The sequence below is a fragment of the Arthrobacter sp. Y3221160 genome (assembly GCF_059092585.1).
Window position 1 is genome coordinate 478701 of sequence record NZ_JBNHHU010000002.1, and the last position, 26109, is coordinate 504809.

General features: G+C 68.9%; 26 protein-coding genes. 16 read left to right on the forward strand and 10 right to left on the reverse strand.

Annotated elements, in window-relative coordinates:
* Positions 1–74: 74 nt before the first annotated feature.
* Positions 75–1361, reverse strand: coding sequence for a hypothetical protein (locus AC5RWG_RS15135; RefSeq protein WP_494026127.1), 1287 nt, complete (start codon positions 1359–1361; stop codon positions 75–77).
* Positions 1362–1497: 136 nt separating this feature from the next.
* Here AC5RWG_RS15135 and AC5RWG_RS15140 point away from each other — a divergent pair, with 136 nt between their 5' ends.
* From AC5RWG_RS15140 to AC5RWG_RS15150, 3 genes are all read left to right on the forward strand, one after another.
* A complete protein-coding gene (locus AC5RWG_RS15140; protein ID WP_494026128.1) occupies positions 1498–2259 on the forward strand; it encodes a DUF1353 domain-containing protein in 762 nt (253 codons plus the stop codon).
* Between the two features lie 136 nt (positions 2260–2395).
* On the forward strand, positions 2396–2917 hold the full coding sequence (locus AC5RWG_RS15145) for a MarR family winged helix-turn-helix transcriptional regulator (RefSeq protein WP_494026129.1): 522 nt from the start codon (positions 2396–2398) through the stop codon (positions 2915–2917).
* A gap of 40 nt (positions 2918–2957) precedes the next feature.
* Complete coding sequence (locus tag AC5RWG_RS15150) at positions 2958–3599, forward strand: hypothetical protein (RefSeq protein WP_494157701.1); 642 nt, start codon at positions 2958–2960, stop codon at positions 3597–3599.
* Between the two features lie 104 nt (positions 3600–3703).
* Here AC5RWG_RS15150 and AC5RWG_RS15155 read toward each other — a convergent pair whose 3' ends face one another.
* The 4 genes from AC5RWG_RS15155 to AC5RWG_RS15170 all read right to left on the reverse strand — a co-directional run bounded on the left by AC5RWG_RS15155 (position 3704) and on the right by AC5RWG_RS15170 (position 8698).
* On the reverse strand, positions 3704–4609 hold the full coding sequence (locus tag AC5RWG_RS15155) for a macrolide 2'-phosphotransferase (RefSeq protein ID WP_494167255.1): 906 nt from the start codon (positions 4607–4609) through the stop codon (positions 3704–3706).
* Positions 4610–4830: 221 nt separating this feature from the next.
* Complete coding sequence (locus tag AC5RWG_RS15160) at positions 4831–6372, reverse strand: APC family permease (protein WP_494167410.1); 1542 nt, start codon at positions 6370–6372, stop codon at positions 4831–4833.
* A 2-nt stretch (positions 6373–6374) separates the two neighbouring features.
* Positions 6375–7298, reverse strand: a complete 924-nt coding sequence (locus tag AC5RWG_RS15165; protein WP_494167256.1) for a universal stress protein — start codon at positions 7296–7298, stop codon at positions 6375–6377.
* Between the two features lie 2 nt (positions 7299–7300).
* Entirely contained in the window at positions 7301–8698 is a 1398-nt protein-coding gene (locus tag AC5RWG_RS15170; RefSeq protein ID WP_494167257.1) for a flavin monoamine oxidase family protein, read from the reverse strand.
* Positions 8699–8910: 212 nt separating this feature from the next.
* On the opposite strand from AC5RWG_RS15170, the gene AC5RWG_RS15175 reads away from it, so the two are divergent.
* From AC5RWG_RS15175 to AC5RWG_RS15220, 10 genes are all read left to right on the forward strand, one after another.
* On the forward strand, positions 8911–9609 hold the full coding sequence (locus tag AC5RWG_RS15175; RefSeq protein WP_494001556.1) for a TetR/AcrR family transcriptional regulator C-terminal domain-containing protein: 699 nt from the start codon (positions 8911–8913) through the stop codon (positions 9607–9609).
* 440 nt (positions 9610–10049) lie between these two features.
* Positions 10050–10280, forward strand: coding sequence for a Flp family type IVb pilin (locus tag AC5RWG_RS15180; protein WP_494139764.1), 231 nt, complete (start codon positions 10050–10052; stop codon positions 10278–10280).
* Positions 10281–10389: 109 nt separating this feature from the next.
* Complete coding sequence (locus AC5RWG_RS15185; RefSeq protein WP_494167258.1) at positions 10390–10794, forward strand: TadE/TadG family type IV pilus assembly protein; 405 nt, start codon at positions 10390–10392, stop codon at positions 10792–10794.
* Positions 10782–11810: a pilus assembly protein TadG-related protein gene (locus AC5RWG_RS15190; protein WP_494167259.1), complete on the forward strand. Its 1029-nt coding sequence runs from the start codon at positions 10782–10784 to the stop codon at positions 11808–11810. Before AC5RWG_RS15185 ends, AC5RWG_RS15190 begins: the two co-directional genes overlap by 13 nt.
* An 11-nt stretch (positions 11811–11821) precedes the next feature.
* A complete protein-coding gene (gene cpaB / locus AC5RWG_RS15195; protein WP_494026138.1) occupies positions 11822–12541 on the forward strand; it encodes a Flp pilus assembly protein CpaB in 720 nt (239 codons plus the stop codon).
* On the forward strand, positions 12538–13731 hold the full coding sequence (locus AC5RWG_RS15200; RefSeq protein WP_494167260.1) for a CpaE/TadZ family protein: 1194 nt from the start codon (positions 12538–12540) through the stop codon (positions 13729–13731). Before cpaB ends, AC5RWG_RS15200 begins: the two co-directional genes overlap by 4 nt.
* Before the next feature lie 2 nt (positions 13732–13733).
* Positions 13734–15272 carry a TadA family conjugal transfer-associated ATPase gene (locus AC5RWG_RS15205; RefSeq protein WP_494167261.1) on the forward strand — a complete coding sequence of 513 codons (1539 nt, stop codon included), beginning with the start codon at positions 13734–13736 and terminating at the stop codon, positions 15270–15272.
* Entirely contained in the window at positions 15269–16204 is a 936-nt protein-coding gene (locus AC5RWG_RS15210) for a type II secretion system F family protein (protein WP_494167262.1), read from the forward strand. The genes AC5RWG_RS15205 and AC5RWG_RS15210 overlap by 4 nt, the downstream gene beginning before the upstream one ends.
* 30 nt (positions 16205–16234) lie before the next feature.
* Positions 16235–17116 (forward strand): type II secretion system F family protein, encoded by an 882-nt coding sequence (locus tag AC5RWG_RS15215; RefSeq protein ID WP_494167263.1) that lies wholly within the window; start codon positions 16235–16237, stop codon positions 17114–17116.
* A 181-nt stretch (positions 17117–17297) separates the two neighbouring features.
* Positions 17298–17726: an Hpt domain-containing protein gene (locus tag AC5RWG_RS15220; RefSeq protein WP_494167264.1), complete on the forward strand. Its 429-nt coding sequence runs from the start codon at positions 17298–17300 to the stop codon at positions 17724–17726.
* Here the strand turns inward: AC5RWG_RS15220 and AC5RWG_RS15225 are convergent.
* On the reverse strand, positions 17677–18447 hold the full coding sequence (locus AC5RWG_RS15225) for a response regulator transcription factor (RefSeq protein WP_494139772.1): 771 nt from the start codon (positions 18445–18447) through the stop codon (positions 17677–17679). The two genes, AC5RWG_RS15220 and AC5RWG_RS15225, sit on opposite strands and share 50 nt — an antisense overlap.
* Positions 18448–18656: 209 nt before the next feature.
* Between AC5RWG_RS15225 and AC5RWG_RS15230 the strand changes: the two genes are divergently transcribed.
* Entirely contained in the window at positions 18657–19292 is a 636-nt protein-coding gene (locus tag AC5RWG_RS15230) for a prepilin peptidase (protein WP_494167265.1), read from the forward strand.
* An 8-nt stretch (positions 19293–19300) separates the two neighbouring features.
* Here AC5RWG_RS15230 and galK read toward each other — a convergent pair whose 3' ends face one another.
* The 4 genes from galK to AC5RWG_RS15250 all read right to left on the reverse strand — a co-directional run bounded on the left by galK (position 19301) and on the right by AC5RWG_RS15250 (position 23848).
* Positions 19301–20506: a galactokinase gene (gene galK / locus AC5RWG_RS15235; protein ID WP_494167266.1), complete on the reverse strand. Its 1206-nt coding sequence runs from the start codon at positions 20504–20506 to the stop codon at positions 19301–19303.
* On the reverse strand, positions 20496–21683 hold the full coding sequence (gene galT / locus AC5RWG_RS15240) for a galactose-1-phosphate uridylyltransferase (RefSeq protein WP_494167411.1): 1188 nt from the start codon (positions 21681–21683) through the stop codon (positions 20496–20498). Before galT ends, galK begins: the two co-directional genes overlap by 11 nt.
* Positions 21684–21759: 76 nt before the next feature.
* Entirely contained in the window at positions 21760–22137 is a 378-nt protein-coding gene (locus AC5RWG_RS15245) for a TraR/DksA family transcriptional regulator (protein ID WP_494001568.1), read from the reverse strand.
* A gap of 193 nt (positions 22138–22330) precedes the next feature.
* On the reverse strand, positions 22331–23848 hold the full coding sequence (locus AC5RWG_RS15250; protein WP_494014471.1) for a SulP family inorganic anion transporter: 1518 nt from the start codon (positions 23846–23848) through the stop codon (positions 22331–22333).
* A gap of 170 nt (positions 23849–24018) precedes the next feature.
* Between AC5RWG_RS15250 and AC5RWG_RS15255 the strand changes: the two genes are divergently transcribed.
* Positions 24019–24411, forward strand: coding sequence for a MerR family transcriptional regulator (locus AC5RWG_RS15255; RefSeq protein WP_494001570.1), 393 nt, complete (start codon positions 24019–24021; stop codon positions 24409–24411).
* 81 nt (positions 24412–24492) lie between these two features.
* Positions 24493–26064: an FAD-dependent monooxygenase gene (locus AC5RWG_RS15260; protein ID WP_494014472.1), complete on the forward strand. Its 1572-nt coding sequence runs from the start codon at positions 24493–24495 to the stop codon at positions 26062–26064.
* The last annotated feature ends 45 nt before the right edge of the window (positions 26065–26109 follow it).

Consider the following 26109-nt stretch of genomic DNA (forward strand, 5'->3'; position numbering starts at 1 on the left):
CCGGCCGCCAAACGGTGACCGGGCCGAACGGGTGATGGGGGCGGGCCACCAGCTGCCGTGGAGCGGCCAGGTTCCTAGCTCCCGTCCAGGTGCCGGTGCAGGACGGCCGCCGCATGCGCGGACAGTTCCTCCCGCGGTGCGCACCAGTCCACCCAGCGGTGCAGGAAGGCGGTCACCTCGCCCGGGTCAACCGGCTCCAGTCCCCCTTCGGCCAGCACGGTTTCGCTGATCAGATCCAGCTTGACCGGGCTCACCCGGGTGAGGCGTCCGCCGTCGTAGTCCCAGCCGTAGCCGAGAACCAGGTTCAGCATGGCGCGTTCGGCGGGCGAATCGCGCCCGGTCTCCCGCACATAGCGGGCGGCCGTCTCCTCGATTTCCTCCTGGCGGAGCGCCTCGAGTTCTTCTTCCCGGACAGGCCCTGGTTCACCGCCGCCGGACGGCAGCGCGCCGGCGGCGGGCGCGTCGGCGGCCTCGGCCCCGGTGCCCGCCACAGTTGTCCCCGCCACTGCCCCTGCCCCCGCCTCGGCGTCGTCGAGCTCGGCATAGTCCTCGTCGGAGAGCCAGTCTTCGCTCTCGTCCTCGGTGTCGTCCGCGAGCTCGATGATCGTCCGCAGCCACGCCTGGGCCACCCAGCGGCGCGCACCGAAGTCCTCGTCCACCATGTGCTCCGGCAGGTCCGTCGAGGCATCCAGTCCTTCCCAGGCGTCCAGCGCGGCGCCGGTCAGGTCTGCGTCCGCGTCGAGCACCAGCCCGGCTTCCTGGGCGTCCGCGTTCAGGTCTTTGAGCGCGGCGGCCGGATCGTCCACGAGCCCGGTTTCCATCACCGTGCCGCCGAAGATGTTGCCGTCCAGCAGTGCCAGCAGCCCCACCTTCTCGGTGCCGGTGGTGAATTCGAAGAGCATGTTGGCTTCGTCGCCGAAGACGTCCGCATAACGGTGCAGGGCCGTCACGGCCACCGGATGCTTGGCCCATTCCGGCTCGGTGAACCCGTCGGCCACCAGCCGGTCGGCCAGGGTTTCGGCGTCGCGGCGCATGTCCGGACGATCGATCAGGAAGGCCAGCGCGCGCAGCATCGGCACGGTCCCGGGGCCGGTTCGGTCCTCGGCCAAATCCAGCCAGGCGTAAAACAACTCATGACGGCGCTGCTGGCCGGATGCGTCGGCCGTGTCCCACAGGTCCAGCAGGTAACCGGCCAAGGAATGGGCGTCGATGGGGCTGGGCGAGTCCAGTGTGTCGGCGAACGGCCCTTCCAACTCGCGGTAGAGCTCCAGCAGCGGGTCGCCGGCCGGCCCGCCCTGCCGGCCACCGAACCGGCTGTTCTTCAGCTTTTTCGGCTTGCGCTTGCGGCTCACAGGGCTCATGGCACGAGTGTGCCACGACCGCCGCCGCGAAGGTACCACCGGGCGGGCCCACGGCCGCGGCGCGTATCGGCTCACAGGCCGCGCATTCCGCAGAGGACCCGTGCGGAACGTCCGCCCCGGATGTAAGACTGGCCGCATGCCGTTTTACCAGGACCCCTCCGCCACCGAAGCGCTGACGGCCATTCCCCTGGTCCAGCGCACCAAGAGATGCTTCCAGCTCGCGGCGCCGATTTTCTACCGGGCGGAAACAACCTCCCCCGTGGTCCGGATCGAGGCGCACGATCTCTCCGCCGGGCTCGAGCACAATTCCACCGACCTGGCGTCGGTGCCCACCTGGATGTGGGGACTCATCGCCAGCTACGGACGGCAGACCGCTCCGGCCCTGCTTCACGACCAGCGCACGACGATGTGTTCCAGCATGCCGGGCGACCAGGCGCTGCAGCTGCGCCGCATCTACGACGAGGAATTCCGCCGCGCACTGCTGGACACCGGGGTGGCCGCCTTGCGCGCCCGGCTCATGTGGGCGGTGGTGACGGTCCAGGCTTACCTTCAGCATGGCGGCGCCCGCGGCCGGCTGCTGACGGCGTCCGTCGGGGCAGGTGCCGTCGGGCTGCTGGCCGGCGCCGTGCTCGCGACAACCGGCGCCGGCCTGCTGCCCCTGGCCGCGGCTGTCCTCCTGACCGGCGCCCTCTGTTTGGCTTGGAGCCGCGACTGGGCGGTGGTCGCCGTCCTGGCTCCGGCGTTCGCGTTGTTCTCGCCCGTGCTGGCCGCAGCCGCCGCCGGGGCCCTGCTGCTCTGGGTCTGCGAAACGGCGTGGTGGGCAGCGGGCAAACCCTTCGCAAAGCGCCCCGATCCGCCACCCGTCGTCGGACCCTTGGCCCGGACAACTCAACCGTGAGCCCCGGCGGTATTTCCGGGTTCCCGGGCGCGCTCCTAGGCCGGCTTCCCTGCCCGGAACCGGTGCCGGCCAGCCCCCCGAAAGCGCCGGTTTGGTTTGATTGGCAAAACCAAACGGAAACGGCTAAACTTGAGGCATGCCCGCCAACTCCCGCAAACAGCCCGATCCGGGCGTCATGATCCGTGACGCCGTGGCTCAAGTGGTGCGCTGGGCATCCCATGCGGAGACGCGAAAACAGCTGTTCGACCCGCGCGAGGTTGGCCTGACGCCCACCGACGTGGCCTTGCTCGAGTACATCGACGACAACGGCCCCGTCCGGGTCTCGGAACTGGCCTCGCAGCAGGGCGTGGACAAATCCACCATGACCCCGCAGGTCCGCCGCCTGGAGGACAAAGGGCTGGTAGACAAACAGTCCGATCCGGACGACGGCCGGGCCACCCTGGTGACGGCGTCCACGGCCGGACGGCGGATGCACCGGAACATCGGCAAGGCCGGCGCGGCCGTCGTCGATGAAATCCTGGCGGATTGGTCCGACGAAGACCGCGAAGCTTTTGCCCAATTCTTTACCCGCTTCGCCGAGCAACTGCTGCGCGGTGAAGCGTCCACCCGAAGCGACTCAGAAAGGAACACGACCGGCGATGTCATCGAAGGCTCTTGAGCAAGGTGGCAAACACGATCTGCATACGCTTTCTACACGGTTGACCGCAACCCGGCAGCTGCTGACCCAGAAAGTACGTACCGCCGGTTTGCTGTTCCCGCTGCTGACCCTGGCCGGTACGGCCGTGTTCTGGTCCATCGTCTGGCTGCTGGACACCGCCCCCGTCCACGCCCTCTCCCCCGTCAACGCGTTGCTGCGTATCTACGGCACCGGGATCGCGGTGATCGCCACGATGGTCATTGTCGGCGCCTCCGTCTGGCTGATCGTCAAGCGGTTGGGCTACGCCGACAGGTTCACCGAGGTTCTGTTCGAGCATGCCGACGACATCGGGCCGGTTCCGGCCGCGTCCGGCAGCCTGGCACGGAGCGCCACTGGGCCGGCGGCCGGCAGCACCATGTCCCCGGCGGCCAGCAGCGCCTTCGCTGCGCTGCCGTCCGCGGCTCCCCGACTGCAGCTTGAGGCCGCACGCACCGACGCCGATGCGCGGCCGGTCTACGCACTCGCTGCCCCCACGGCGCAAGCCGAAGCCATGCCCGGCGCCCCGGCTGCGGCGGCACCGGGCGGGGAAAGGCCTGCCGTCGCCGAAAACCGGGCGGCAGACCCAGCGACGGGATCGGCCTGCACCGCCCCGCCGCTGGCCAAGGGCAACCCGCTCAAGAAGGGCAAAGGCCGCCGGAAGTAGCGGCCCCACCATCCAATGGCCGGCGTCAGCGAACGGGCGCCGGCCATTATTCTTGCCACACGCCGCCCGCTGCCCGCGCTCGGGCGGAGCTTCGCGGTTGCCGGTCAGCCCCGGGACGGATCCAGCTGGGCGGCGGCCGCCGCCTGGAGGTCCGGGTCGCCGGTGGCCATGGCATACAACCCGTAGTTGATCGGACCGGCCGAAACCAGTTCGGCACAATGCTCGGCCAGCCGCTGCGGCACCCGGCCGCCCGCTTCCCGGAAGGTCCGCACGGTCATTTCGAAGGCCTCGGGCGTGGACATCATGTAGTGCAGGCTGAAGTCCAGGGCCGGATCCCCCACCCTGGCGCTCGTCCAGTCCAGCACCGACCGGATCTCGGCGTTCTCGTCCAGCAGCAGGTGGGCCGGGTACAGCTCGCCGTGGCTGAAAGCGGTGAAGTCCGGCCAATAGCTGTCGTCGCCCAGCCAGGCGTCCCACCGTCGCAGCAGGTCCGCCGCCACCCGGAACTCCGATCTCACTTTGTCCAGGTTGGTTCGCATCTCTTGACGGACCTCGGCAGCCGTCAAAGCCGGAATGCCGGCCTGCCGCGCCTCGTCCGCGCTGATGCGCTGCAGCTGGGCGATCAGCCGTCCCAACGACGCGCAGTAGGCGGGAGACTCGCGGTCGAAGTGCCAGACGGGCTCCCCGTCCTCGAGCGTCAGGCCCGGCTCGCCCGGCAGTTCGGGGTAGGCGACCAGGCCACGGTTCCGGATCCGCCAGTCCGGCACCGCGGCGGAAATCCTGTTCTTGACCAGGTTCAGGATGCTGGCCTCGTCGGCCATCTTCGATGCGACGTCAGGCCGCCGCGGGATCCTGAGCACCCACTTCTTGCCGTCATGGGCGGTGGCATAGGCCACCAGGTAGTCCAGCCCTGCTTCGTTGAACCGGACGGAGCGTGGATCGATGGCCAGCCCGTTTTGTGCGGCGAGGTCCGCGACGGAGTCCGGCGTGTAGTCGTGCGCTGCGCTCATGGATACCTCCGGTCGGCTGTGTGCCACTGTAGCCACAAGCCCGCGCGGAGGCCATGCCAGCCCGCCACGGCGCCTGCCCGGCCCTTAATGCCCCCGCCGTACCGCCGCCATCACTGCGGCAAGCACGACGGCGGTACTGCGGCTAGCACGACGGCGGTGCCCCGCCCCGCGTGGGGAGGCACCGCCGTCGACGGTTCCCGGAGGACGGCCGTCCTCTTCGGTCAGCCGCGGTCCGCCACGTCGTCGGCTGCCACTCCCTGGCGCAGGGTGGCGCCGCGGAAGAACTCCGGGTTGCGCCGGTACATGAGCACCATCAGCACCGCCCCGAGCAGGATCACGCCGCAGCCGAGCACAAATACCAGGCCCAGGCCGCCGATCGAAGAACCGGAGCCGTAGGCAGGATCCATCGAGTCCACGGCCGTCTGCACGAACAACACCAGCAGGATGACCCCTCCCAGCAGCGGCGCCAGGAACTTGAGCCCGAAGCCGCGCAGCGAGGCGAAGGCATCGGCCCGGAAGTACCAGACGCACGCCAGGGCGGTGACGCCGTAGTAGAAGCAGATCATCATGCCCAGCGCGGTGATGGTGTCCCACAGCGCGTTCTCGGACATGATCCGGGTGACGGTGTAGAAGCCGCCGGCAGCCACCGCGGCCGCGACGGTGGCGTAGCTGGGCGACTTGAACCTCGGGCTGATCGTGGCGTAACCGGCCGGCAGCGCCCGGTAGTGGCCCATGGCGAGCATGGTCCGGGCGGGCGAGACGAAGGTGGACTGCAGCGACGCGGCCGAACTGCTCAGCACGGCCAGGGACATCAGGATGGCGAACGGTCCCATCACCGGACCGGCGAGCGTGGCGAAGATGCTCTCCTGGTTCTCCGGGTTGCCGGCGCCCAGGCCCTCGGTGCCCACGCCGGCGTAGGCCAGCACGGCCAGTGCCACGGTCATGTAGATCACGACGATGACCATGATGGTTGCCGCGGCGGCACGGCCCGGCGTCTTTTCCGGGTCTTTCGTCTCCTCGTTCATGGTGAGGGTGACGTCCCAGCCCCAGAAGATGAAGATGGACAGCGAGATGCCGGCTGCGAAGGCCGAGAAGGATTCGACGCCGAACGGGTTGAACCAGTCGGCGGAGATCTCCAGCGCGTCGAACGCGGTGCCTCCCGCCACGTGGCCGAAGGCGGCCACGGCGAACCAGACGAGCACCACCACCTGGAACGCCACCAGCACGTACTGGAAGGTCTTGGTGGTTTCCATGCCCCGGTACGAGATCCAGCAGGCCAGTCCGATGAAGATCCAGGTGGTGGCGATGTTCAGCGGCAGGTTGTTGGTCAGGTCGGCGAGCGCTGCGTTGCCGGTGAGCTGGGCGAGCATCAGGTAGAAGAAGTCGACCGCCACCGCCGCCAGGTTGGAGAGCACGATCACCGTTGCGGCGATCAGGCCCCAGCCGCCCATCCAGCCCACCCAGGGACCGAAGGCACGGGTGGCCCAGGTGAAGGACGTGCCGGAATCCGGCATGGCGTTGTTCAGTTCCCGGTAGCCGAGGGCCACCAGCAGCATCGGGATGAAGCCCACCAGGAAAATCGCCGGCAGGTGCACGCCGACCTCGGCGATGGTGGGGCCGAGCGCCCCGGTCAGCGTGTACGCCGGGGCAATGCAGGAGACGCCGATGACGACGGCGCCGAGCAGGCCGACCGAACCGGATTTCAGGCCCTTCCGGCTCAGTCCGCCCGCGGTACGCCCGGGCTTGGTGATGGTAGTGGTCATGGTCATGCCTCCTTGCGGCCGGCGCCGTCGGAATCTTCAGGCCCCGTGGGCTCGCCGGGATCTTCGGTAAGTTGTGGGGCGCCCAGGTAGCCGCGCGGGACCACCACCATGGGCACCGGCAGCGCGCGCAGCACCTTGCTGGCCGTCGCCCCGAGGAACATGCGGTTGTGCGGCGCCAGCCGGCTGGAGCCGATCAGCATCACTTCGCCGTCGTCCCACTCCAGCGCGTCGATGGCGTCTTCGATCGAGCGGCCCTCAGCGACGCCGGCGGTCACCCGGCCGGGCAGCACCGCTTCTGCCTCTGCCAGCCGTTCCTTCACGTGGGTTTCGGCGCGGGATACCGCGTCCGCGTCGGAGGAATCCAGCGGCACCAGCGAGAGCAGCCGCAGGTCCAGGTCCCGCCGATGGCCGGCATTCAAGGCGACCTGCATGACCTCGTCCGCCCCGGCCCGGTTGCCGATGCCCACCGTGATCCGCGAGACGGAGTCGGTGCGCCGGTAGCCGCGCGGCGCCAACGCCACGGGGACCGTGGACGCGTGGAGCAGTCCACTGGCGACGGTGCCGACGCTGAAGCGGCGGAAAACACTGTTGCGCCCGGCACCGATCACGATCAGCGCCGCGCCGAATTCCTCGGCCGCGGCAATCAGGCCCTCGGCGTTGGAGTTGGCGGGGCGAACATGGGCGCGGGCCGGAACGTCGTCGGGCACCAGGTCCAGTCCCTCGGCCAGCCACTGCCGGATTTGGTCGGAGAGGATCCCGCCGAAGCCCGATTCGGGCCGCGGATAGGCGCCCGAGTAGGGCGAGGATTCGGGCAGCACCATGACCAGGTCGAGGCTGCCACCCTGCCGGCGCGCCAGCGCCGTCGCGAGGTTGACCGCCTCGCGTCCGCTGTCCGTGGCGGTGTAGGCAACAACATAACGCCGCATGCCTAGCCCTCCCGGCCGGCAGCAGGGACGAGCTCACCGTCGTCGGCCGTGTGTGCCGCGAGGATGCGGGCGGCGGTCGCGCGGCCCATCCGCACTGCGCCGTCCACGTGCTGGTAGCCGGCGCCGGCCAGATCGGAACAGGACCAATGGATCGGTCCCACCGGGGTCGACTGGTCCTTGCCGTAGCGGGACAGGCCGCCCAGATCGTAACTGGAGGCGTAGGCGCCGCGGGTCCATTCTTCGGATCCCCAGTCCGACTCGTAGTACACCACCGGGTCCAGCGCGGCCGGGCCCAGGTAGTCGGCGACAGCGGAGAGGATCGCGGCCTTGCGCTCCCCCGCGCTGAGTTCGAACATCGCGTCGGCCTTCTCGTCGCTCACGAAGCCGACCAGCGTTCCGCGGGGGTCGCCGTGGTTGGTGTTGTCGTACACCTCCTGGACCACCGAGTTGGCGCCGAAGCACGTTCCCGAGAGGCCGTCGGCCCGCCAGAACGGCGTTTCGTAGACGGCGTGGACCTTGATCACCAGGCCCAGGGACTGGTGCTGGTGCATCTGGTGCTGCCGGCGCGGCAGCGGCGGGTCGTAGGAGACACGCGAATACAGGTTCGGCGGCACGGCCATCACGGCGTAGCGGGCCTCCACGGTGACGCCGTCCGCGGTGGCGGTCACGCCGTCGTCGTTCCAGCGCAGCGCGCGCACGGGTGCGTTGAGCACGACGTCGTCGCCCAGTTCGGCGGCCAGGCGCACGGAGACCTCCTGCATGCCGCCCACCACGCGCTTGTCCAGGATGAATTCGTCGTCGACCAGGTTGCTGAACGAGCCGGCGGACGCGGCCATCAGCACCGCCTGCAGCACCGAGAACGAGTGCGCCGGCTTGGTCAGCATGCCGCCGGCCACGAACAGGCCGATGTTGTTGCAGGCTTCCTCGTCCGCGGACTGCTGGCGCAGCCACTGGTCGAAGGAGATGGTGTCCAACTCGCGGGCCTTGGGGTGGGCCCACGGTTCGTCGGCGCCGACCTCGCCGGCCAGGGCGTCCAGCAGCCCGATCAGCCGGTTCATCTCGGACTCCGTGGAGGCGCTGACCGGGAACATGGCGCCGGTGTAGCGCTTGGCTTCGCCCGTGGGGTCCAGGTAGATGCTCTCGCCGTCGCGGTAGCGGCTGTAAGTCTCGAGCCCCAGCTCGTCGAGCAGCTCCAGCAGGGCCGTCTGGTCCGGTGAGACCCACTGTCCGCCGATTTCGAGCATGGCTCCGTCCACCACGTCGGTCCAGGTGCGGCCGCCCACGCGGTCACGCGCCTCCAACACGGCCACGGACATGCCCGCCCGCTTCAGGTCCCGGGCCGCGGTCAGCCCGGAGGGCCCGGCGCCGATGATTACTACGTCCCGCTTCAACTTGCTCACTGTGTTCAACTCCCATTCGTGCCGTGGCGGTCCGGCCGCTTGGTGTCTGGCCCCGCCCGCTAAATGAACGACATTCATTTAGCGTCAACACTGTAACCCGTGCCACAGCGTTTTGAAAACCGGTGCCTCCACGGACGTTCGGAAAGCGTTGCGTAGGATGGCCCTACAGGCCGCACCGCCGCGGCCCGCACGGCCGAGGGAAGAGGGAGCCCGTGGTAACAGCACGCCCAGCCGGCGAGGACGCCTCCGTCCGGAACGGGAACCGCCCCGCCGGACGCCCCGTGCAGAAACTGCTGTCCAAGGAACTGATGACGACGGCGGCGCTCGGCCTGATCGAATCGCGCGGCTACGAGGGGCTCACCATGTCGGCCCTGGCGCGCACCCTCGGGGTGGCCCCGTCAGCGCTCTACAACCATGTGGCGTCGAAGCACGACGTGCTGCTGCTCCTTCAGGACCACGTGATGGCCGGCGTGGACGTGAGCGTGTTTTCCGACCTGGAGTGGGCGGACGCGGTGCGCCGCTGGGCGTGGTCCTACCGCGACGCCTTCACCCACCACGCCCCGCTGATTCCCGTGATCGCGGTGCTGCCAGTCACCGGCGCACCGCACACTCTGGCCATGTACGAGGCCGTCACCGCCGGCTTCCTAAAGGCCGGCTGGCCGGAGCCGCAGGTCGTGCCGGCGATCGTGGCTTTGGAGTCCTTCATCTTCGGCTCGGCCTTCGACGTGACCGCGCCGGCGGACATCTTCGAATCGGGCGAGCTGGCCGCGGCGAACCCGGCCTTCACCTCCGCCGTGCGGTCGCAGGATGCCGGCCCCGCTGGCTCGGCTGCCGACGCGGCCTTCCGGCTGGGTCTTGAGGCGCTGATCGCCGGCCTGGAGATGCAGCTCGAGGCCGCCCGCTCCGCCTGACCCCGGCACGCCCGCTGCAGCCCCTGCCCCATCTCGCCCCACCCCCTACCCCGCCCCACGATCGAGAAGTCAGATAACGCCCCTTTCAGGCCCGAAAAGCGGCGTCGTCCGAATAGTCGATGATGTGTGGGGAGAGTTGGCCTGCGGGAACCGGCAGGGGGACGGCGGCGGCTGGGTGGTCCTTTCGACGAGCGGAAGCGGGTCTTCCGAGCGGGTGGAAGGGGGTCTTATGTTCCCGCCTTTTCCGCAGGAAAAACCATTAAAACGCAGCGAAAGTGCACCGTTTACCCATGCAGGGAAGCATTCCCCGGCAGGTGTCGCAGGATAGGCAAAAGCCGGCCGTTTGGGGGCTTTCGGCTTGCTAATTTTCTTGAAGAGCTGGCGAGGTGCCAGCCGGCCGCTGGCCAGAATGCCAGCGATTCAATCGCACAGGAGTTCTCATGCTTTCCATCATCGCCACCCTCCAGACCCTCGGTTTCACCGTGAAGAACCGCCTCCAGCGCGAGGAGACCGGCGCCACCGCCGTCGAATACGCCCTCATGGTGGGCCTGATCGCCGTCGTTCTCATCGCCGGCCTGACTATCTTCGGCCCGCAGTTGCGTGACTTCTTCGGCGGGCTGGGCGGCAAGCTCAACCTCGACGGCAGCAAGACCGGCACCATCGGCGGCTAACCAATCCGGCTCCTAGTTCATCTGGATTGGACAAATCCACCTCCTGGGTGGCTGGGACGGCGGCACCGTTCGCTCCCGTCCCAGCCACCGAACCGTGAAAGAGCAACACATGAAGCGCATGACATCGGAACGCGGGGCGGCAGCCGTCGAGTTCGCCCTGGTCTTGCCCGTTCTGTTGTTGCTGCTGCTGGGGATCGTCGAGTTCGGACGCGTCTACAACGCCCAGATGCAGCTCACCGCAGCGGCACGGGACGGGGCGCGTGTCATGACCATCAACGGCACGGCGTCAAGCGCGGCGGAATCCCGGGCGGCAGTGATCGCCTCGGCCCCTGCACTAAACCCGCGGATTGCACCGGAGCAAGTCACCGTCGCCGTTTCCCCCAGCGCCACCGGTGTCTGTGCTCCGGGATCGGTCGCCACGGTCACCGTGGCCTACCCCATGGCTTCTCTCTCCGGCCTCTTCGGGGCCAGCATCACCTTGACCGGCAAAGGAGTCATGCAGTGCAGCGTCTGAGCGACGAACGCGGCGCCACGGCCGTCACCACCGCCCTTTTCATGGTGGTCCTGCTCGGCATGGCCGCCGTCGTCGTGGACATCGGGGCCCTGTACTTCGAGCGCGCCCAGTTGAAGAACGGCGCCGACGCCGGCGCGCTGGCCGTCGCCCAGAACTGCGCGGCAGGCCACTGCGATGCGGACTTCACGGCCCTCGCCACGTCGCTCGCCAGCCAGAACGCGAACGACGGCCTGGCCAACGCCAGCGTCCAACTGGATCCCGCCGCTGCCACCGCGACGGTCACCACCACCACGCGGTCTTCCGACGGCCACTTCCTGGCCCAACACTTCGCGCCCATCCTCGGCCTCGGCGACTCCGCCTCCATTACCACTGAATCCCAGGCCCGCTGGGGAGCCCCCGTCGCTGGCACATCCGTCCTCCCCATCGCCATTTCCTACTGCCAGTTCGTGGGCATGCTCGATGGCGGCCTGCAGCGGGTGGAATTCAACCCGAACGGGCTGAACCACACGTCTGGATGTTCCAGCTCAACGGTGCCGGGCAGCACCGGGACGGACTACACGATTCCGGGCGGCTTCGGCTGGCTGAAGCAAGATCCGGCCCGGCCGTGCCAGGCCAAGATCAACATCGGCGCGACCGGCCTTCCGGGCTTCCCCGTCGATCCTGAAGTCGCCAGCGATACGGGTAACGACGTGCCGTCCGCCTGCAAGCAGACCAACATGCTGCAGCAGATTGCCGGCACCACCGTCCTGCTGCCGCTGTATGACAAGGTCGGCGGCCAGGGGACGAATGGCTGGTACCACGTCATCGGGTTCGCGGCCTTCAAGGTCGCCGGCTGGAACTTCAGCAGCACGTCCCACAACAACCTCAGCCCGGCCTCCGTGCAGTGCACCGGCAGCTGCCGGGCACTGATCGGCGAGTTCGAAACGTTCGTGACGCTCGACGCCGGCGAACAAGACTTCATCTTCGGCGGCGCCAACAACACCTTCGGCGCCTCCCTCGTCACGCTTGTCCATTAGGAGCACCGTCGGTGAAAAAGAGAATTATCGGGGCCATAGCGGCCCTGCTGATGGCCGTCGTCGGAACCATGATGGTCCTCGCCTACATCGGCAGCGCCGATCAGCGCGCCCTGGCCGGCACCAAAACGGTGGAGGTCCTGGTGGTCGCAGAGAACGTGCCGGCCGGAACGCCCGCCGAAGAGCTCGGCGCGTACGTTGCGGCCGAGCTAGTTCCGGCCAAGGTCGCGGCGGCCGGGGTGGTAACGGACGTGCAGAAGCTCACCGGACAGGTCGCCACCGTCGACCTGCTCGCCGGCGAACAGTTGCTGGCCGCCCGCTTTGCCCCGCCCTCGGACCTGCAGGAAGCGGGAACCGTCGCCGTCCCCGAGGGCATGCAAGAACTCTCCATCTCCCTGGACCCTGCCCGCGTTGTGGGCGGGCAGTTGAAGGCCGGCGACACCGTGGGTGTCTTCGTCTCGATGGAAGATGGCCCCGGCGACACTAAGGGCGTCACGCACCTGACCCTGCATAAAGTCTTGGTCACCCGGGTGCAGGGCGTGGCGGTCGCCGCTGAGTCCGGCGATGCCACCGTCCCCGCCAACAACGTGCTGGTCACCCTGGCGGTCAAGGCACCGGACGCCGAAAAGATCGTGTACGCCCAGGAGTTTGCCCGCACCTGGCTCTCGAAGGAACCGGCCGACGCCAGCGACAAGGGAACGCGTCTGGTCGACACGGACGAGGTCTACAAATGAGCCGCTACGTACTGGTGGGCACAGACGCCGACTTCGAACATCGCTTCGCCGCCGCCGCGGTAGGTTCCCTGGCTGGCCATACCCAGCTGTGGAACGGCGCGGGCCTCCCCACCGAACCCAACGATGTCTTCGCCGTGCTGTCCAACCCGCAGCTCCTGGATGCCGTGGTGCTTGGCCCCGGTCTGGCCACCGGTCAGGCGTTGGCCCTGGCGGCCGAATTCGAGTCGCAGCGGCCCGAGGTTTCGGTGCTGCTGGTCGCGGCGCCGAGCCCCGACGTCGTGCTGGCCGCCATGCGTGCCGGCATCCGCGACGTCGTGGCTCCCCACGCCGATGTCCGCGATATGGCCGCACTGCTGCACCGCGCGGTACGCAGCGCCAGCCACCGGCGGCACAGCGTTCCCTCGTCCGATGGCCAGGCCGCGCACGGCCGCGTCGTCGCCGTCGTCTCCCCCAAGGGCGGCGCCGGGAAGACCACGGTGGCGACCAACCTCGCCGTCGGGCTGGCTGTCGCCTCGGAGCAGCAGACCGTCATCGTCGACCTGGACCTGCAGTTCGGCGACGTGGCCAGCGCGCTCTGCCTGGAGCCGGAACATTCCCTGGTCGACGCCGTGCAGCCGCACGCACAGAAGGACAGCATTGTGCTCAAGTCTTTCCTGGCCCGGCACCCCAGCGGGCTGTATGCGCTGTGTGCACCGCCGTCCCCGGCCGATGCCGACCAGGTCACCGGCGAGCAGGTATCGCTGCTCCTCGACCAGTTGGCCGCGCAGTACGCGCACGTCATCATCGACACGTCCCCGGGGCTGTCGGAGCACACGCTGGCCGCGCTGGATCGCGCCACGGACTATATCTTCGTGGGCGGCATGGACGTTCCCAGCATCCGCGGGCTCCGAAAGGAGCTGGAAATCCTGCGCGAGCTGGGCATGGAACCGCTCACCCGCCACATCGTGTTGAACGGGGCAGATCCGCGCGACGGGCTCACCCGCCGCGATGCGGAGACCACCCTCGGCTGCAAAGTCGACGACGTCATCCCGGACACCCGCGCGGTCCGGATTTCCACCAACCAAGGCGTGCCGGTGCTCGAAAGCTCCCCGCGCGATCCTGCGGCCCGCGCCTTGCACAAGGTGGTGGACCGCTTTGCCCCCGCCCCGGCCGGCCTGCTCAAGCGCCGCGGTCGTCACCGAAGAGGATAGCCATGAACCTTGCCCAACGGCTTCAGGCAGTGCACGGCACCGCCCCGACAGCTCCCCCCGCCCGCCACCATGCGGCCGCGCCCGCTGCCCCCGCCACCACAGCGCCGGCACCGGCACCGGCTGCTTCCGCGTCCGCTGTTCCGGCGGCGGCGACGGCGGCGACGGCTTTGTCCACAGTGGCCGAGGCGCAGCCGGCCGCTGCCGGCCGCACGGCTCCCCCGGCCGCCCTTCCCCCGGCGCAGGATGCCCTGTCCAAGATGAAGGAACGTGCGAGCACGGTCCTTTTCGAACGCATGGGATCACGGCTGCTGGATGCTTCCCTGGATGAGGACAAGCTGCATCTCGTGGTGCAGCAGGAGCTAGCCAAGGTGGTCGAGGAAGAAGAGAATTCGCTCAGCCATCAGGAGCGCCAGCGCCTGATCCGCGAAGTCAGCGACGACGTGCTCGGCTACGGTCCGCTGCAGCCGCTGCTGGAGGATCCGGACGTCTCCGAAATCATGGTGAACGGACCCGACATGATCTACGTGGAGCACAAGGGCAAGCTCTCGCGCAGTTCGGCCCGGTTCCTGTCCGAGGACCAGCTGCGCAGGGTCATTGAACGCATCGTGTCCAGGGTCGGCCGCCGGATCGACGAATCGTCGCCGCTCGTTGACGCTCGTTTGGCCGACGGCTCGCGCGTGAATGCGGTCATCCCGCCGCTGGCGGTCAACGGGTCCTCCCTGACCATCCGGAAGTTTGCCGCCGACCCCTTCCAGATCCAGGACCTCATTGGTTTCGGCACGCTCTCCCCGGAAATGGCCGCGTTGTTGGACGCCTGCGTCCGGTCACGGCTGAACATCATCGTCTCCGGCGGCACCGGCACCGGGAAGACCACGCTGCTCAACGTGCTCTCCTCCTTCATTCCAGCCGGCGAACGCATCGTCACCATCGAAGACGCCGTGGAACTGCAGCTGCAGCAGGACCACGTGGTCCGGCTGGAAAGCCGCCCGAGCAACATCGAGGGCAAGGGCGCGATCACCATCCGCGACCTCGTCCGTAACTCGCTACGCATGCGGCCGGACCGGATCGTGGTGGGCGAGGTCCGCGGCGGAGAAACACTGGACATGCTCCAGGCCATGAACACCGGGCACGACGGATCGCTGTCCACGGTGCATTCGAACTCCCCCCGGGACGCCATCGCGCGCCTGGAGACCCTGGTGCTGATGGCCGGGATGGACCTGCCCCTGCGCGCGATCCGGGAACAAATCGCCTCCGCGGTGGACGTCATCGTTCAGTTGACCCGCCTGCGCGACGGTACCCGCCGGGTCACGCATGTGACCGAGGTACAGGGCATGGAAGGCGACATCGTGACGCTGCAGGACGCCTTTGTCTTCGACTACAGTGCCGGTGTGGATGGCAGCGGCAGGTTCCTGGGCAAACCCATGCCTACCGGGGTTCGTCCCCGGTTTACCGACCGGTTCCGGGAACTGGGCATCGACCTGCCGGCCGACATCTTCGAGCCGGCCGCCGGCCCGTTGCGCCCCCAGGCGGCGACGCGATGACCCCGGCGGTCCTGGTTGTAGGGATGCTGTTTTGCTACGGCTCGCTGGCCCTGCTGGTGTCGGCCGCCTTCGGCACGCGGTCCCTGAGGCTTTCGCCGGCCCGCCGTGGCGCCCCGGAACAGGGCTCCCGGCTCAGTGACGTGGCCGCCCGTTCCACCGCTGCCATCGAACGGCTCCTGGCCCGCCGCCGGGAAGCCCCGGCGATGGCTGGCGCCCTCGAAGCCGCCGGGCTGAGGCTCAGCCCGGCGGAACTGGTGATCCTGGTCTTGTCGGGTGCCGTGGTCGGCGGGGCCCTCGGGCTTATGCTCGCCGGACCCGCCACCGGCCTGCTCCTGGCCGTTGCGGCCCCGGCCGTCGCCAAGGCGGTCCTGGTCTTCCGCGCCGGCCGGCGCCGGACGGCCTTCGCCGACCAGCTCGACGACACGCTCCAGCTGCTGGCTAGCGGACTGCGTGCCGGCCACAGCCTGCTGCGCGCCGTGGACGCGGTCTCCGCCGAATCGGCGGCACCGACGTCCGAAGAGCTGCGGCGGGTGGTCAACGAAACGCGGCTGGGTCGAGACCTCGGCGAATCGCTGCACGATACCGCCGACAGGATGGGCAGCGAAGACTTCCACTGGGTCGCCCAGGCCATAGATATCCACCGCGAGGTAGGTGGCAACCTGGCCGAGGTCCTGGACCAGGTGGGCCAGACGATCAGGGAGCGCTCCCAGATCCGGGGCCAGGTCAAGGCGCTCAGCGCCGAAGGACGGATCTCCGCCTTGGTCCTGATGGTCCTGCCCTTTGGACTCAGCGCGTTCCTGTTCGTGTCCAGCCCCGGCTACCTGGATAGTTTCACCCAGAGCCCGCTCGGTTTCTCCCTGCTGTTCGTGGCCGGAGCCCTGCTCGTCGCGGGCGGGCTGTGGATGCGCAAAGTCGTCAGCTTCAAGTTCTAAGTTCAGCACCGTAAGTAAAGGAGTCCGCCGATGCCGCTGACTGTCATGGTGGCTGCCGCAGCCCTGGTGCTGTCGCTCCCGCTGTTTGCCTGGTCCCTACTGGGCGGCAAGCATCCCCAGCACGAGGCCATCCGGGCAAATCTGTCCCGTGGCCTGGCCGGGCCGCGCGCGGTCAAACGCAAGCGCGGGCGCCGGTTTGAGGCGCTGGCCAGCCGGTTCACGCCGGCAACCTTTGCCCAGCGTTTGGAACGCCAGCTGGCGCTGGCCGGACGCCCCGAGGCCTGGCCGCTGAAGCGGCTCATGGCCGCCAAGATCGTGCTTGCCGTGGCGGGCATTGTGGTCGGGCTCCTGTACGTGGCAGCCGCATCCGGGGGGTCCAGCGTTTTACTGGCCATCGTCATCGCCGTCGTCGCCTACTGCCTCCCTGATCTTCTGCTGCACAGCGCGGGCCAGAAGCGCCAGGCGACGATTAGCGAGGAGCTGCCGGACACGTTGGACCAAATGACCATCGCCGTGGAGGCCGGCCTGGGCTTTGACGCGGCGGTCGCCCGGGTAGGAGCGAACGGTTCCGGTCCGCTGGCCGCCGAACTGATCCGCGTCCTGCAGGACATGCAGGTAGGCCGCTCGCGCCGCGAGGCCTACGACTCGCTGGCCGGCAGGACCACCTCGAAGGACCTGCAGCAGTTCGTTCGCGCCGTCATCCAGGCGGACGCCTACGGCGTTTCCGTCTCCGGCGTGCTCCGCACGCAGGCGGCCGAAATGCGCGTCAAGCGGCGCCAGCGCGCCGAGGAAAAGGCCATGCAGATCCCGGTCAAGGTAGTCTTCCCGCTGATGTTCTGCATTCTTCCGGTGCTTTTTATCGCGCTGCTCGGCCCTGCGGCACTGAACATCATCGCCACCCTGGGCGGCTGACGAGGACCGGCAGGCACGTCGGCAACCTCAGCAATCCCGCAACATTGGCCAAAGAAACCGGAAAACCGGCAGACCCGCCCGACATCGGAAAGTAGTCTCGAACCATGCCCTCCCCATCCACCCACTGTGCACCGACCGGGCTGGCCCCGGCGGGGACCCGCCGCGTGCGGCGCCTGCCATGATGGCCGCTGACCAGCACGACGTCCTGCCGCTGGTTGACCGCGCGGTAGTGGAGGACCTCGGCGACGGTTTGGCCGACCACGGCATCGCCCGCGGCTTGGTCCAAGACTTTTCCGAGGCATGGCCGGAACGGTTTAGCTGTCTGGAGACCGCGTTGGACAGCCAGGACCGGACCGATTCCCTGGACGCAGCCCTCAGCCTGAAGACCGCCTCGATGATGGTGGGTGCCAGCCGACTCGCCTGGCTGGCCGGCGAGGTGGAGGCTCATATTCGTGCGGCGGATTTCGCCGAGGCAACGGCCCTGCTTGGTCTCATCCAGCAGTGCGGTACGGCCACGGTCAGCGAAATGCAGGGCATGAGGGCCGAGCCAGAAGCACCCGCTACACCGAGCGCTCCGGAGCCAGCCGATAACCGATTCCCCGCACCGTAACGAGCCAGCGCGGGCGGTGCGGATCTTCCTTCAGTTTGCGCCGCAGATTGCCCACGTGGACTTCGATCGCCCGCTCGTCGGCTTCGCTGATATAGGCGTCCTCCGGGTAATAGTCCCCGCGCACTACCTTGACCAGTTCGGCCTTCGAGCGGACCGCCCCCGAGCTGCGCAGCATCTCCTGGAGCACGTTGAACTCGCTCCTGGTGAGCCGCAATTCCTCGCCCTCGCGCGACGCCGTACGCCGATCCGAATCAAGGACGAGCCCATTGTGCTCGAGGATTCTGCTGTCGGCGGGCGGGGCCGCCGGCAGCGGCGGCGCGTTGGCCGGGATGGCTTCCAGCGGATGGGGGGTGCGGGGCCGGCGCATCATCGCATGGATCCTGGCCCGCAGCTCGCGGGGACGGAACGGTTTCGTCATATAGTCGTCTGCGCCAAGCTGCAACGCCGTGAGCGTGTCGAGTTCTTCGTTCCTGCTGGTGAGCATCACGATGTAGCAGTTGCTGAACTGGCGGATCCGCCGGAGCACTTCGAAGCCGTCGATGTCCGGCAGCGAGATGTCCAGGGTGACGACGGTGGTGATCCGTTGCCGCACGGCATGGATCCCTTCCCGCCCGCTCGCGGCCGCCTGCACGTCGAATCCTGATTGCAGGAGGACGGCGCTCACCAGATTGCGGATGTCCACGTCGTCTTCGATCACTACGGCCGCACCCGGGTCACTCATTTTGCATCTCCTCCCTGCACGGTCCGCGTCGGGCTGCCCGAAGGCCATACGGGCCTCTGCAGAAGCCCGGATCTCTGATACTCCTAGAGGTTAATCGATTCTTTCTACTGTGAGCCTATGTCGGGCAGTGATGTGATGAAAGGGTGACCAACGATCCACAGAGCCGAGGGACCTAAAGGAACAAGGGCTGTGGCCTGTGAGCGGGTCCGGTGACCGTGGTGTTACCGCTCCTGCTTGCCGCGCTGGGAGCCGTGGCCGGCTGGTGCGTCTTTGCACTCGCGCAGCGGGAGGACCGCACGGTACTTCCTGCAGCGTGGCGCTGGCCGATGGCGTCCGCAACGGGCATCCTCTGCGGCCTCCTGGCTCCGGCCCGGGAAGCCGCAGAGCTTCCCGCCTTCGGCCTTCTCGCCGTCCTGGGCGTGCTGCTGGCCGCGATCGACCTGCGGCACAAGTTGCTGCCGAATCGCGTGGTCCTTCCGTTCCTGGGGACGGCAGTGGCGCTGCTGCTCCTGCCTGCCTTGACGGGCTCCATGTGGCGGCCGGTCCTGGCCGGGCTGCTCGGCTCGCTGGCGATGTTTGCCGCCTACCTGCTGGCGGCCTTGATCAAGCCCGGCGGCATCGGCATGGGAGACGTGAAGCTTGCTGCCGTCGCGGGCCTGTATGCCGGCTATGACGGCGCAGCGGCCTGGGTGGCCGTGCTGCTGGGGGCGTTCCTGCTGAACGCCGCGGCCATCGTCCTGCTCATGCTGGCCCGCGTGCTTAAGCGGGATTCGGACATCCCGTTTGGCCCGTCCATGATCACCGCCACGCTCGTGGTCGCGCTGGCCGGCCCGCTGCCCGGATAGTCCCGGGCTTACAACAGCCGGCGGGCAGCGTCCGCGGAGGTGACGGTGAACATTTCCGGTTGCCGGAAGCCGCGCGAAGCGAACGCCGGCAAGACCGCATCGCGCACCGCATCCACCTCGTCTGCCGGGACCAGGGCGACGGCTGAACCGCCGAATCCCCCGCCGGTCATGCGGGCACCCAGGGCGCCGTTCGCCTGAGCGGTCTCTACGGCCAGGTCCAGCTCCGGACAGGAAATTTCGAAGTCATCGCGCATGGAAACGTGGCTGGCGTCCAGCAACCGGCCGACGGCCGCGGGCCCCTCGGAGCGCAGCAATTCCACGGTCTCCACCACGCGCGCGTTTTCGGTAACGATATGCCGGGCGCGGCGGAAGGTCTCATCGTCGAGCAGCCGTTGAGCTTCCGGCAGCCGGTCGAGCGGTACGTCGCGCAGCAGCGGCACACCCAGGGCTTCCGCGGCCCGGTTGCAGGAGTCGCGGCGGCGGGCATAGTCGCCGGTGGCATGGGCGTGCGAAACCCTGGTGTCCATGACCAGGCAGGCCAGGCCCGCAGCCTCGAGGTCCAGCGGCACCAGTTCCACGGCTTCGCTGCGGCAGTCCAGAAACACCGCGGACCCGGCCGCCCCGAACAGGGAGGCGTACTGGTCCATGATGCCGGTGGGCGCGCCGACCACCTCGTTCTCCGCGCGCCGCCCGGCGGCAGCCAGCCCTGCCCGATCCAGCCCCGCCCGGTCCGGCGCCGCCCTATCCGGCCCTGCATCCGCCCGCCGCCCTCCCACCAGTTCGGCCAGGCCGAGGGCTACCGCGCATTCCAGCGCGGCAGACGAGGACAAGCCGGCACCGACCGGAACGTCCGAATCCACCAGCAGGTCGAAGCCGGGCAGGCGTACTCCCGCCTGCCCAAGCGCCCAGGCCACGCCCAGCGGGTACGCCGACCAACCGGAAACCGAGCCGGGGCCGAGATCGTCCAGCCCGATCTCCACCGCCTCGGCGCCCGGCAGCGCCGAGGCGGCCCGAACGGTGCGGTCGCCGCGCACGGCGAGCGCCGCCGTCGTGATCTTGTCGATGGCGAAGGGCAGCACGAAGCCGCCGTTGTAATCGGTGTGTTCGCCGATCAGGTTGGCCCGTCCCGGTCCCGCCCAGACCCCGTCCGGGTCTCGCCCGAATCGTGCGGCGAAGGCGTCGGCGGTGCGTGCGGCCAAAGCTTCAGCGGTCACGGGGCCTCCCCGCCGGCGCCCCGCCGGCGGCCCGGGTCCCTTCGCCCGCCGCGCGTGTCCCGTCCGGTCCGCCGCTGCCGGCACCCGGAATGCGGCCAGGATCCGCGTCCCGCAGGGCGGCGGCCACCTGCTCCGGCAGGGTGTCGTTGATGAAGGCGCCCATCGCTGCCTCGGAGCCCGCCAGGTACTTCAGCTTGTCGGCGGCCCGTCGCGGCGAGGTCAGCTGCAGGTGCAGGTAACCCGCTTCCCGCAGCGCCCGGGCGACCGGCGCCTGGTGCCAGGCGGCGATGTACGGGGTGGGGCTGTCGTAGAGCGCGTCGAACCGGCCCAGCAGCTGCGGGTACAGCACCGCCAGTTCGTCCCGCTCCGCGCCCGTGAGCCCGGCGAGATCCGCGACCTGCCGGTGCGGCACCAGGTGCACCTCCAGCGGCCAGCGCGCGGCGAACGGCACGTAGGCGCTGAAGTGTTCGCCTTCGAGAACCATCCGGGAGCCGTCGGAGCGCTCGCGGCCGAGCACCGCCCCGGTCAGCGTCTGCCGCCCGCCGGTGGCCTCGAAGTGTTTCCGGGCCGCCGCCGCCATGACTGCCCCGCGGGGCGGCAGGTAGGAGTAGGCGTAGATCTGACCGTGCGGATGGTGCAGCGTCACGCCGATCTGGGCGCCGCGGTTTTCGAAGCAGAAGACCTGGGCAATCCCGTCCATCGCGCTGAGCGCCGCGGTCCGGTGCGCCCACGCGTCGATCACGGAGCGCACGCGGCGGGTGTCCAGCCCGGCGAAGGATCCGGTATGCGCCGAGGTGAAGGAGACCACCTCGCAGCGCCCGCCGGCGGTGTAGGCGCGGCCCCACTCCGGGTCCTCGGGCGTTGCCAGCAGGTCCGGCCCGAGCGACGGAAACCGGTTCTCGAACACGGCCACGTCATAGTCGGCCGCCGGGATTTCGGAGGCGTAGTCCGGCGTGCTCGGGCACAGCGGGCACGCGTCCGCCGGCGGCAGGTAGGTGCGGGTCTGCCGGTGCGCGGCCAGCGCCACCCACTCCCCCGTCAGCACGTCGTAGCGCAGCTCCCCCACCGGCGGCCGTTCCGGCAGGTCCCGGGTGTCCCGCGAATCCCGCGGAACCGGCCGCGCGCCGTCGTCGAAAAAAAGCAACTCCCGGCCGTCCGCCAAACGGGTCGCGGTCACCGCGGTGACGGGGGCGCCTTCCGGAACAACGACGGCGGTGCCGGCCCCGGGCTGGGCATGATCCACGGTGCTTCGCTCAGGCACGGCGCCGCTTCGCCGCACAGGTCACGCAAAATTGTGCTTCCGGCCGGATCTCCAGGCGTTCGCGCGGGATGGGGTTGCCGCACGAGGCGCACGTCCCGTAGGTGCCGGCCGCGAGCCGGGCCCGGGCGGCGGCGATGTCCGCCAGCGCCTTTTCCGTGCTGGCCAGCAGCGCCACCTCGCGCGCGCGTTCCAGCGTGGCCGTGGAGCCCTCGGGGTCGTGTTCGTCGTCGGCCGGGACGTCCCGGGTCGCCGCGGTGACCTCGGCAATGTCGACCGTGAGGCGCTCCACCTGGGCGCGGTCCGACGCCTCGCGGGCGTCCAGCAGCGCGGCGAAGTGCTCCACATCGTCGTGGGTCAAGCTCTCGCTCATCTGTGCCTCCCGTCGGCCGGACGGTCCGGCAGGTCCGGACCAGGGTGCCCCTAGAATACGCCGTTGCCGCGGTACATGGGGTGGACGCCTGTCACGGGACGCTCCCCGCCGCGGCGGCGGTCAGGTCAGCCGGTGGCGGCCGGGCCGGGTCAGCCGGTCAGCCGGGCCCGTCAGCCGTTATCCGGTCAGCCGGTCAGCCGTTGAGCTTGCCGGCCATCCGCTCCCGCATGGCCACACTGGCCGAGTTCAGCCCGATGATCCGCACGTCCTTGCCGTGGGCGCGGTACTTCTCGGTGATCGCGTCCAGTGCCGCCACGGTCGAGGCGTCCCACAGGTGCGAGGCGTGCATGTCGATGATGACCTTGTCCGGGTCCAGTGCGTACTGGAACTGGGTGTAGAGGTCGTTCGAGGACGCGAAGAAGAGCTCGCCGTCGACCACGTAGGTGGCTGTCTCCTCGCCGTTCAGTTCCAGCACCGTCCGCTCGACGGTCACCAGGTGCGATACCCGGTTGGCGAACAGCACCATGGCGGTCAGCACGCCGAGCCCGACGCCGATGGCCAGGTTGTTCGTGGCGACGGTGGCGATGACGGTGACGAGCATGACCGCGGTCTCGCTCTTCGGCATCATCTTCAGGGTCGAGGGTTTGATGCTGTGCCAGTCGAACGTCGCCCAGGACACGAAGACCATCACGGCCACCAGGGCCGCCATCGGGATCAGCGCCACGATGTCGCCGAGAACCACCACGAGGATGAGCAGGAACAGGCCGGCGAGGAAGGTGGAGAGGCGGGTGCGGGCTCCGGAGGCCTTCACGTTGATCATGGTCTGGCCGATCATCGCGCAGCCGCCCATGCCCCCGAAGAAGCCGGTGATGATGTTCGCGGCGCCCTGGCCCAAGGACTCGCGGGTCTTGTTGGAGCGGGTGTCCGTGACGTCGTCGACCAGCTTGGCCGTCATCAGCGATTCGAGCAGCCCCACGAACGCCATCGCCAAGGCATACGGGAAGATAACCTTCAGGGTTTCCAGGGTCAGCGGTACTGCCGGGAAGAACAACGCGGGCAGGCTGTCCGGCAGCTCGCCCTTGTCGCCCACGGTCGGCACCGCAACCGAGGCGAACACCGTGATCAGCGTCAGCACCACGATGGCGACCAAGGGCGCGGGAACCGCGTTGGTCAGCTTCGGAAGACCGAAAACAATCGCCAGCGCCAGCGCGGTCAGCGGGTACACCAGCCACGGAACGCCCAGCAGTTCAGGCACCTGCGCCATGAAGATCAGGATGGCCAGCGCGTTGACGAACCCCACCATCACCTGCCGCGGAATGAACCGCATCAGCTTGGCGACGCCAAGCGCCGCCAGCAGCACCTGGAACACGCCGGCCAGGATGACCGCCGCCACCAGGTAGTCGAGGCCGTGGCTTTCCACCAGCGGGGCAATCACCAGCGCCACCGCGCCGGTGGCAGCTGAAATCATCGCCGGGCGGCCGCCCAGGAACGCGATCGAGACAGCCATGGTGAAGGAGGCGAACAGCCCGACGCGCGGGTCCACCCCGGCGATGATGGAGAACGCGATGGCCTCGGGGATCAGGGCCAGCGCGACCACCAAACCGCCGAGCACTTCCGTCTTCAGCAGCCGCGGCGACTTGAGGGTGCGCAGCACGGACTGGCGCTCCTCGGGAGTCAGCTCAGGCCGGGCAGCGGCGGTTGTCGTGGGCATGGGGGCTCCATTCGCATCCTGAAGGCGGCAGGCCTTCGCGTACATCTAAAGTCTGGGGGCGCGGCGATGCGCGGGGAAGTAGTCGACGGACAAGAACGTCGATATCGGTTACAACCCTAACCTAACGTAAGGGTAGAGTTGTAACCGGGTGACCACGGGAGGGATGGACCATGAGCAAGGCCGAAAGTACCGCGTCGGGCACGCGCACGATGCACATCGGCGAACTCGCGGAGGCCACAGGCCTGTCGCTGCGGACCATCCGCCACTACGACGACATCGGGCTGCTGCCGGCCACCACGCGCACCGAGGGCGGCTTCCGGGTCTATACCCAGTCGGATCTGGACCGTTTGCTGATCATCCGCTCCATGAAACCGCTTGGCTTCACGCTGGAGGAGATGGCCGAGCTCCTGGACATCATCGACGTTTTAGCCGACGGCGCCGTCCATCCAGCCGAACGCAAACTCTTGCAGGACTACATCGGGCGCGCCGACGAAAAACGCAACAAGCTCGCCCTGAACCTGACCCGGGCGGACGAGTTCATCAGCGACCTGCGCGGGCGGTGACCGCCGGTCCCGCCCGTTCGGACCCCTCCCCCCTGCCGCTGCTCCCGGGGCAGCGGTAACCTCGGAGGAGGAGGTACCGCCATGGCAGCCGAACTCCAAACCGATGTGCTGATTGTCGGGGCAGGTCCCACCGGGCTGATGCTCGCCAACTGGCTGGCCAAGCTGGGCGTCGACCACATCATCGCGGACGGCAAGTCGGGCCCCACGAGGGAATCCCGGGCCCTCGGGGTGCAGGCGCGCAGCATGGAAATTTACGACCAGCTGGGCGTCGCCGACACCGTCATGGCCGAAGGCGTCCTCGCCGAAGCGGTGGTCATCGGGTTCGGCACGAAGCCGCGCGGCAGGGTCCCGCTGGGCCGGATGGGCCGCGGGATCACGCCTTTCCCGGGCATCATGTTCTACGAACAAAGCAAGAACGAGGAGCTGCTGCTCAAGAACCTGCACGCACTCGGCGGCGAGGTGCTGTGGGAGTGCCGCGTTGCCGCCCTGGACGTCGCGGGCGGCAGCCACCCGGACCACCCCGTCACGGCGCAGCTGACGGGCCCCGCTGGCAAGGCGACGGTCCGCGCCCGCTACTGCGTGGGGACGGACGGCGCCTCGTCGACCGTGCGGACCAGCCGCGGCATCGGGTTTGAGGGCTCCACCAGTCCGCACACCTTCTTTGTCAACGACGCCACCGAGGTCCGGGGCCTCTTCGGCGACGTGGTCAATATCCGCGCGGGCGTGGACGAGTTCCTGCTGGCCTTTCCCATGAGCGGGCCGGACCACCTCCGGCTGATCGGCGTAATCCGTGATCCCGAAGGCGGCTTCCAGGGGCGGGACGACGACGGCGGGGCGGACGTCTCCGAGGAGTCCCTCCGGGAGCGCCTGGTTCAGAAGTTCGGCGTCCGCTACGGCGCCTCGAACTGGTTCTCCACCTACCGCGTGCATCACCGGATCGCCGCCCGGTTCCGCGACGGGCCGGTCTTCCTCGCCGGGGATGCGGCCCACGTCCATTCCCCCGTCGGTGCGCAGGGCATGAACACCGGCCTGCAGGACGCCCACAACCTGGCCTTTAAGTTCGCCGATGTCCTCGCCGGCCGGGCCGCGGACTCCTACCTGGACCGATACGAGGCCGAACGGCGGCCGGTGGCGGTGCGGCTGCTGCAAAGCACGGACCGGGTGTTCGCCTTCATCACGTCGACGGCACCGTGGGCGCTCGCCGCCCGGAGGTCGGTGCTGCCGTTCCTCATTCCCGTGGCGGCGCGGGTGGTGCCGCGGTCCTCCGGTGCCTCCCGAGTGTTCGGTTATCTATCGCAGACCCGGATCCATTACTGGATGGCCCCGGGCGCCAAGGAAGCGGCCCGCGGCCGGCGGGGCCGCGTCGTGGGACGGCGGCTGCCGTACACCGGCAGCAACTTCGACGTCCTGCGCAGCCTTCAGTGGCAGGTGCACTCGTACGGCGACCCGGGCGCCGTCGTCGTCAATCACGTGGAGGCAGCGCTGGGGCTGCCGATGCACGCGCTGCCGCGCAACGGGAACAAGAAGCTCGATCCGGACCAGCTGTACCTGGTGCGCCCCGACGGGTTCGTGGCGGCGCAGTCCCTGCCCAGCCATGCCGTGGCCACGTTTACCCAGGCACTGCGGCGGGGACGCCGTTCCGCCAAGGTCTGAGCCAACGCCTGCTCCGCGCCCATCCGGGGCCGGACACGTTCGGAA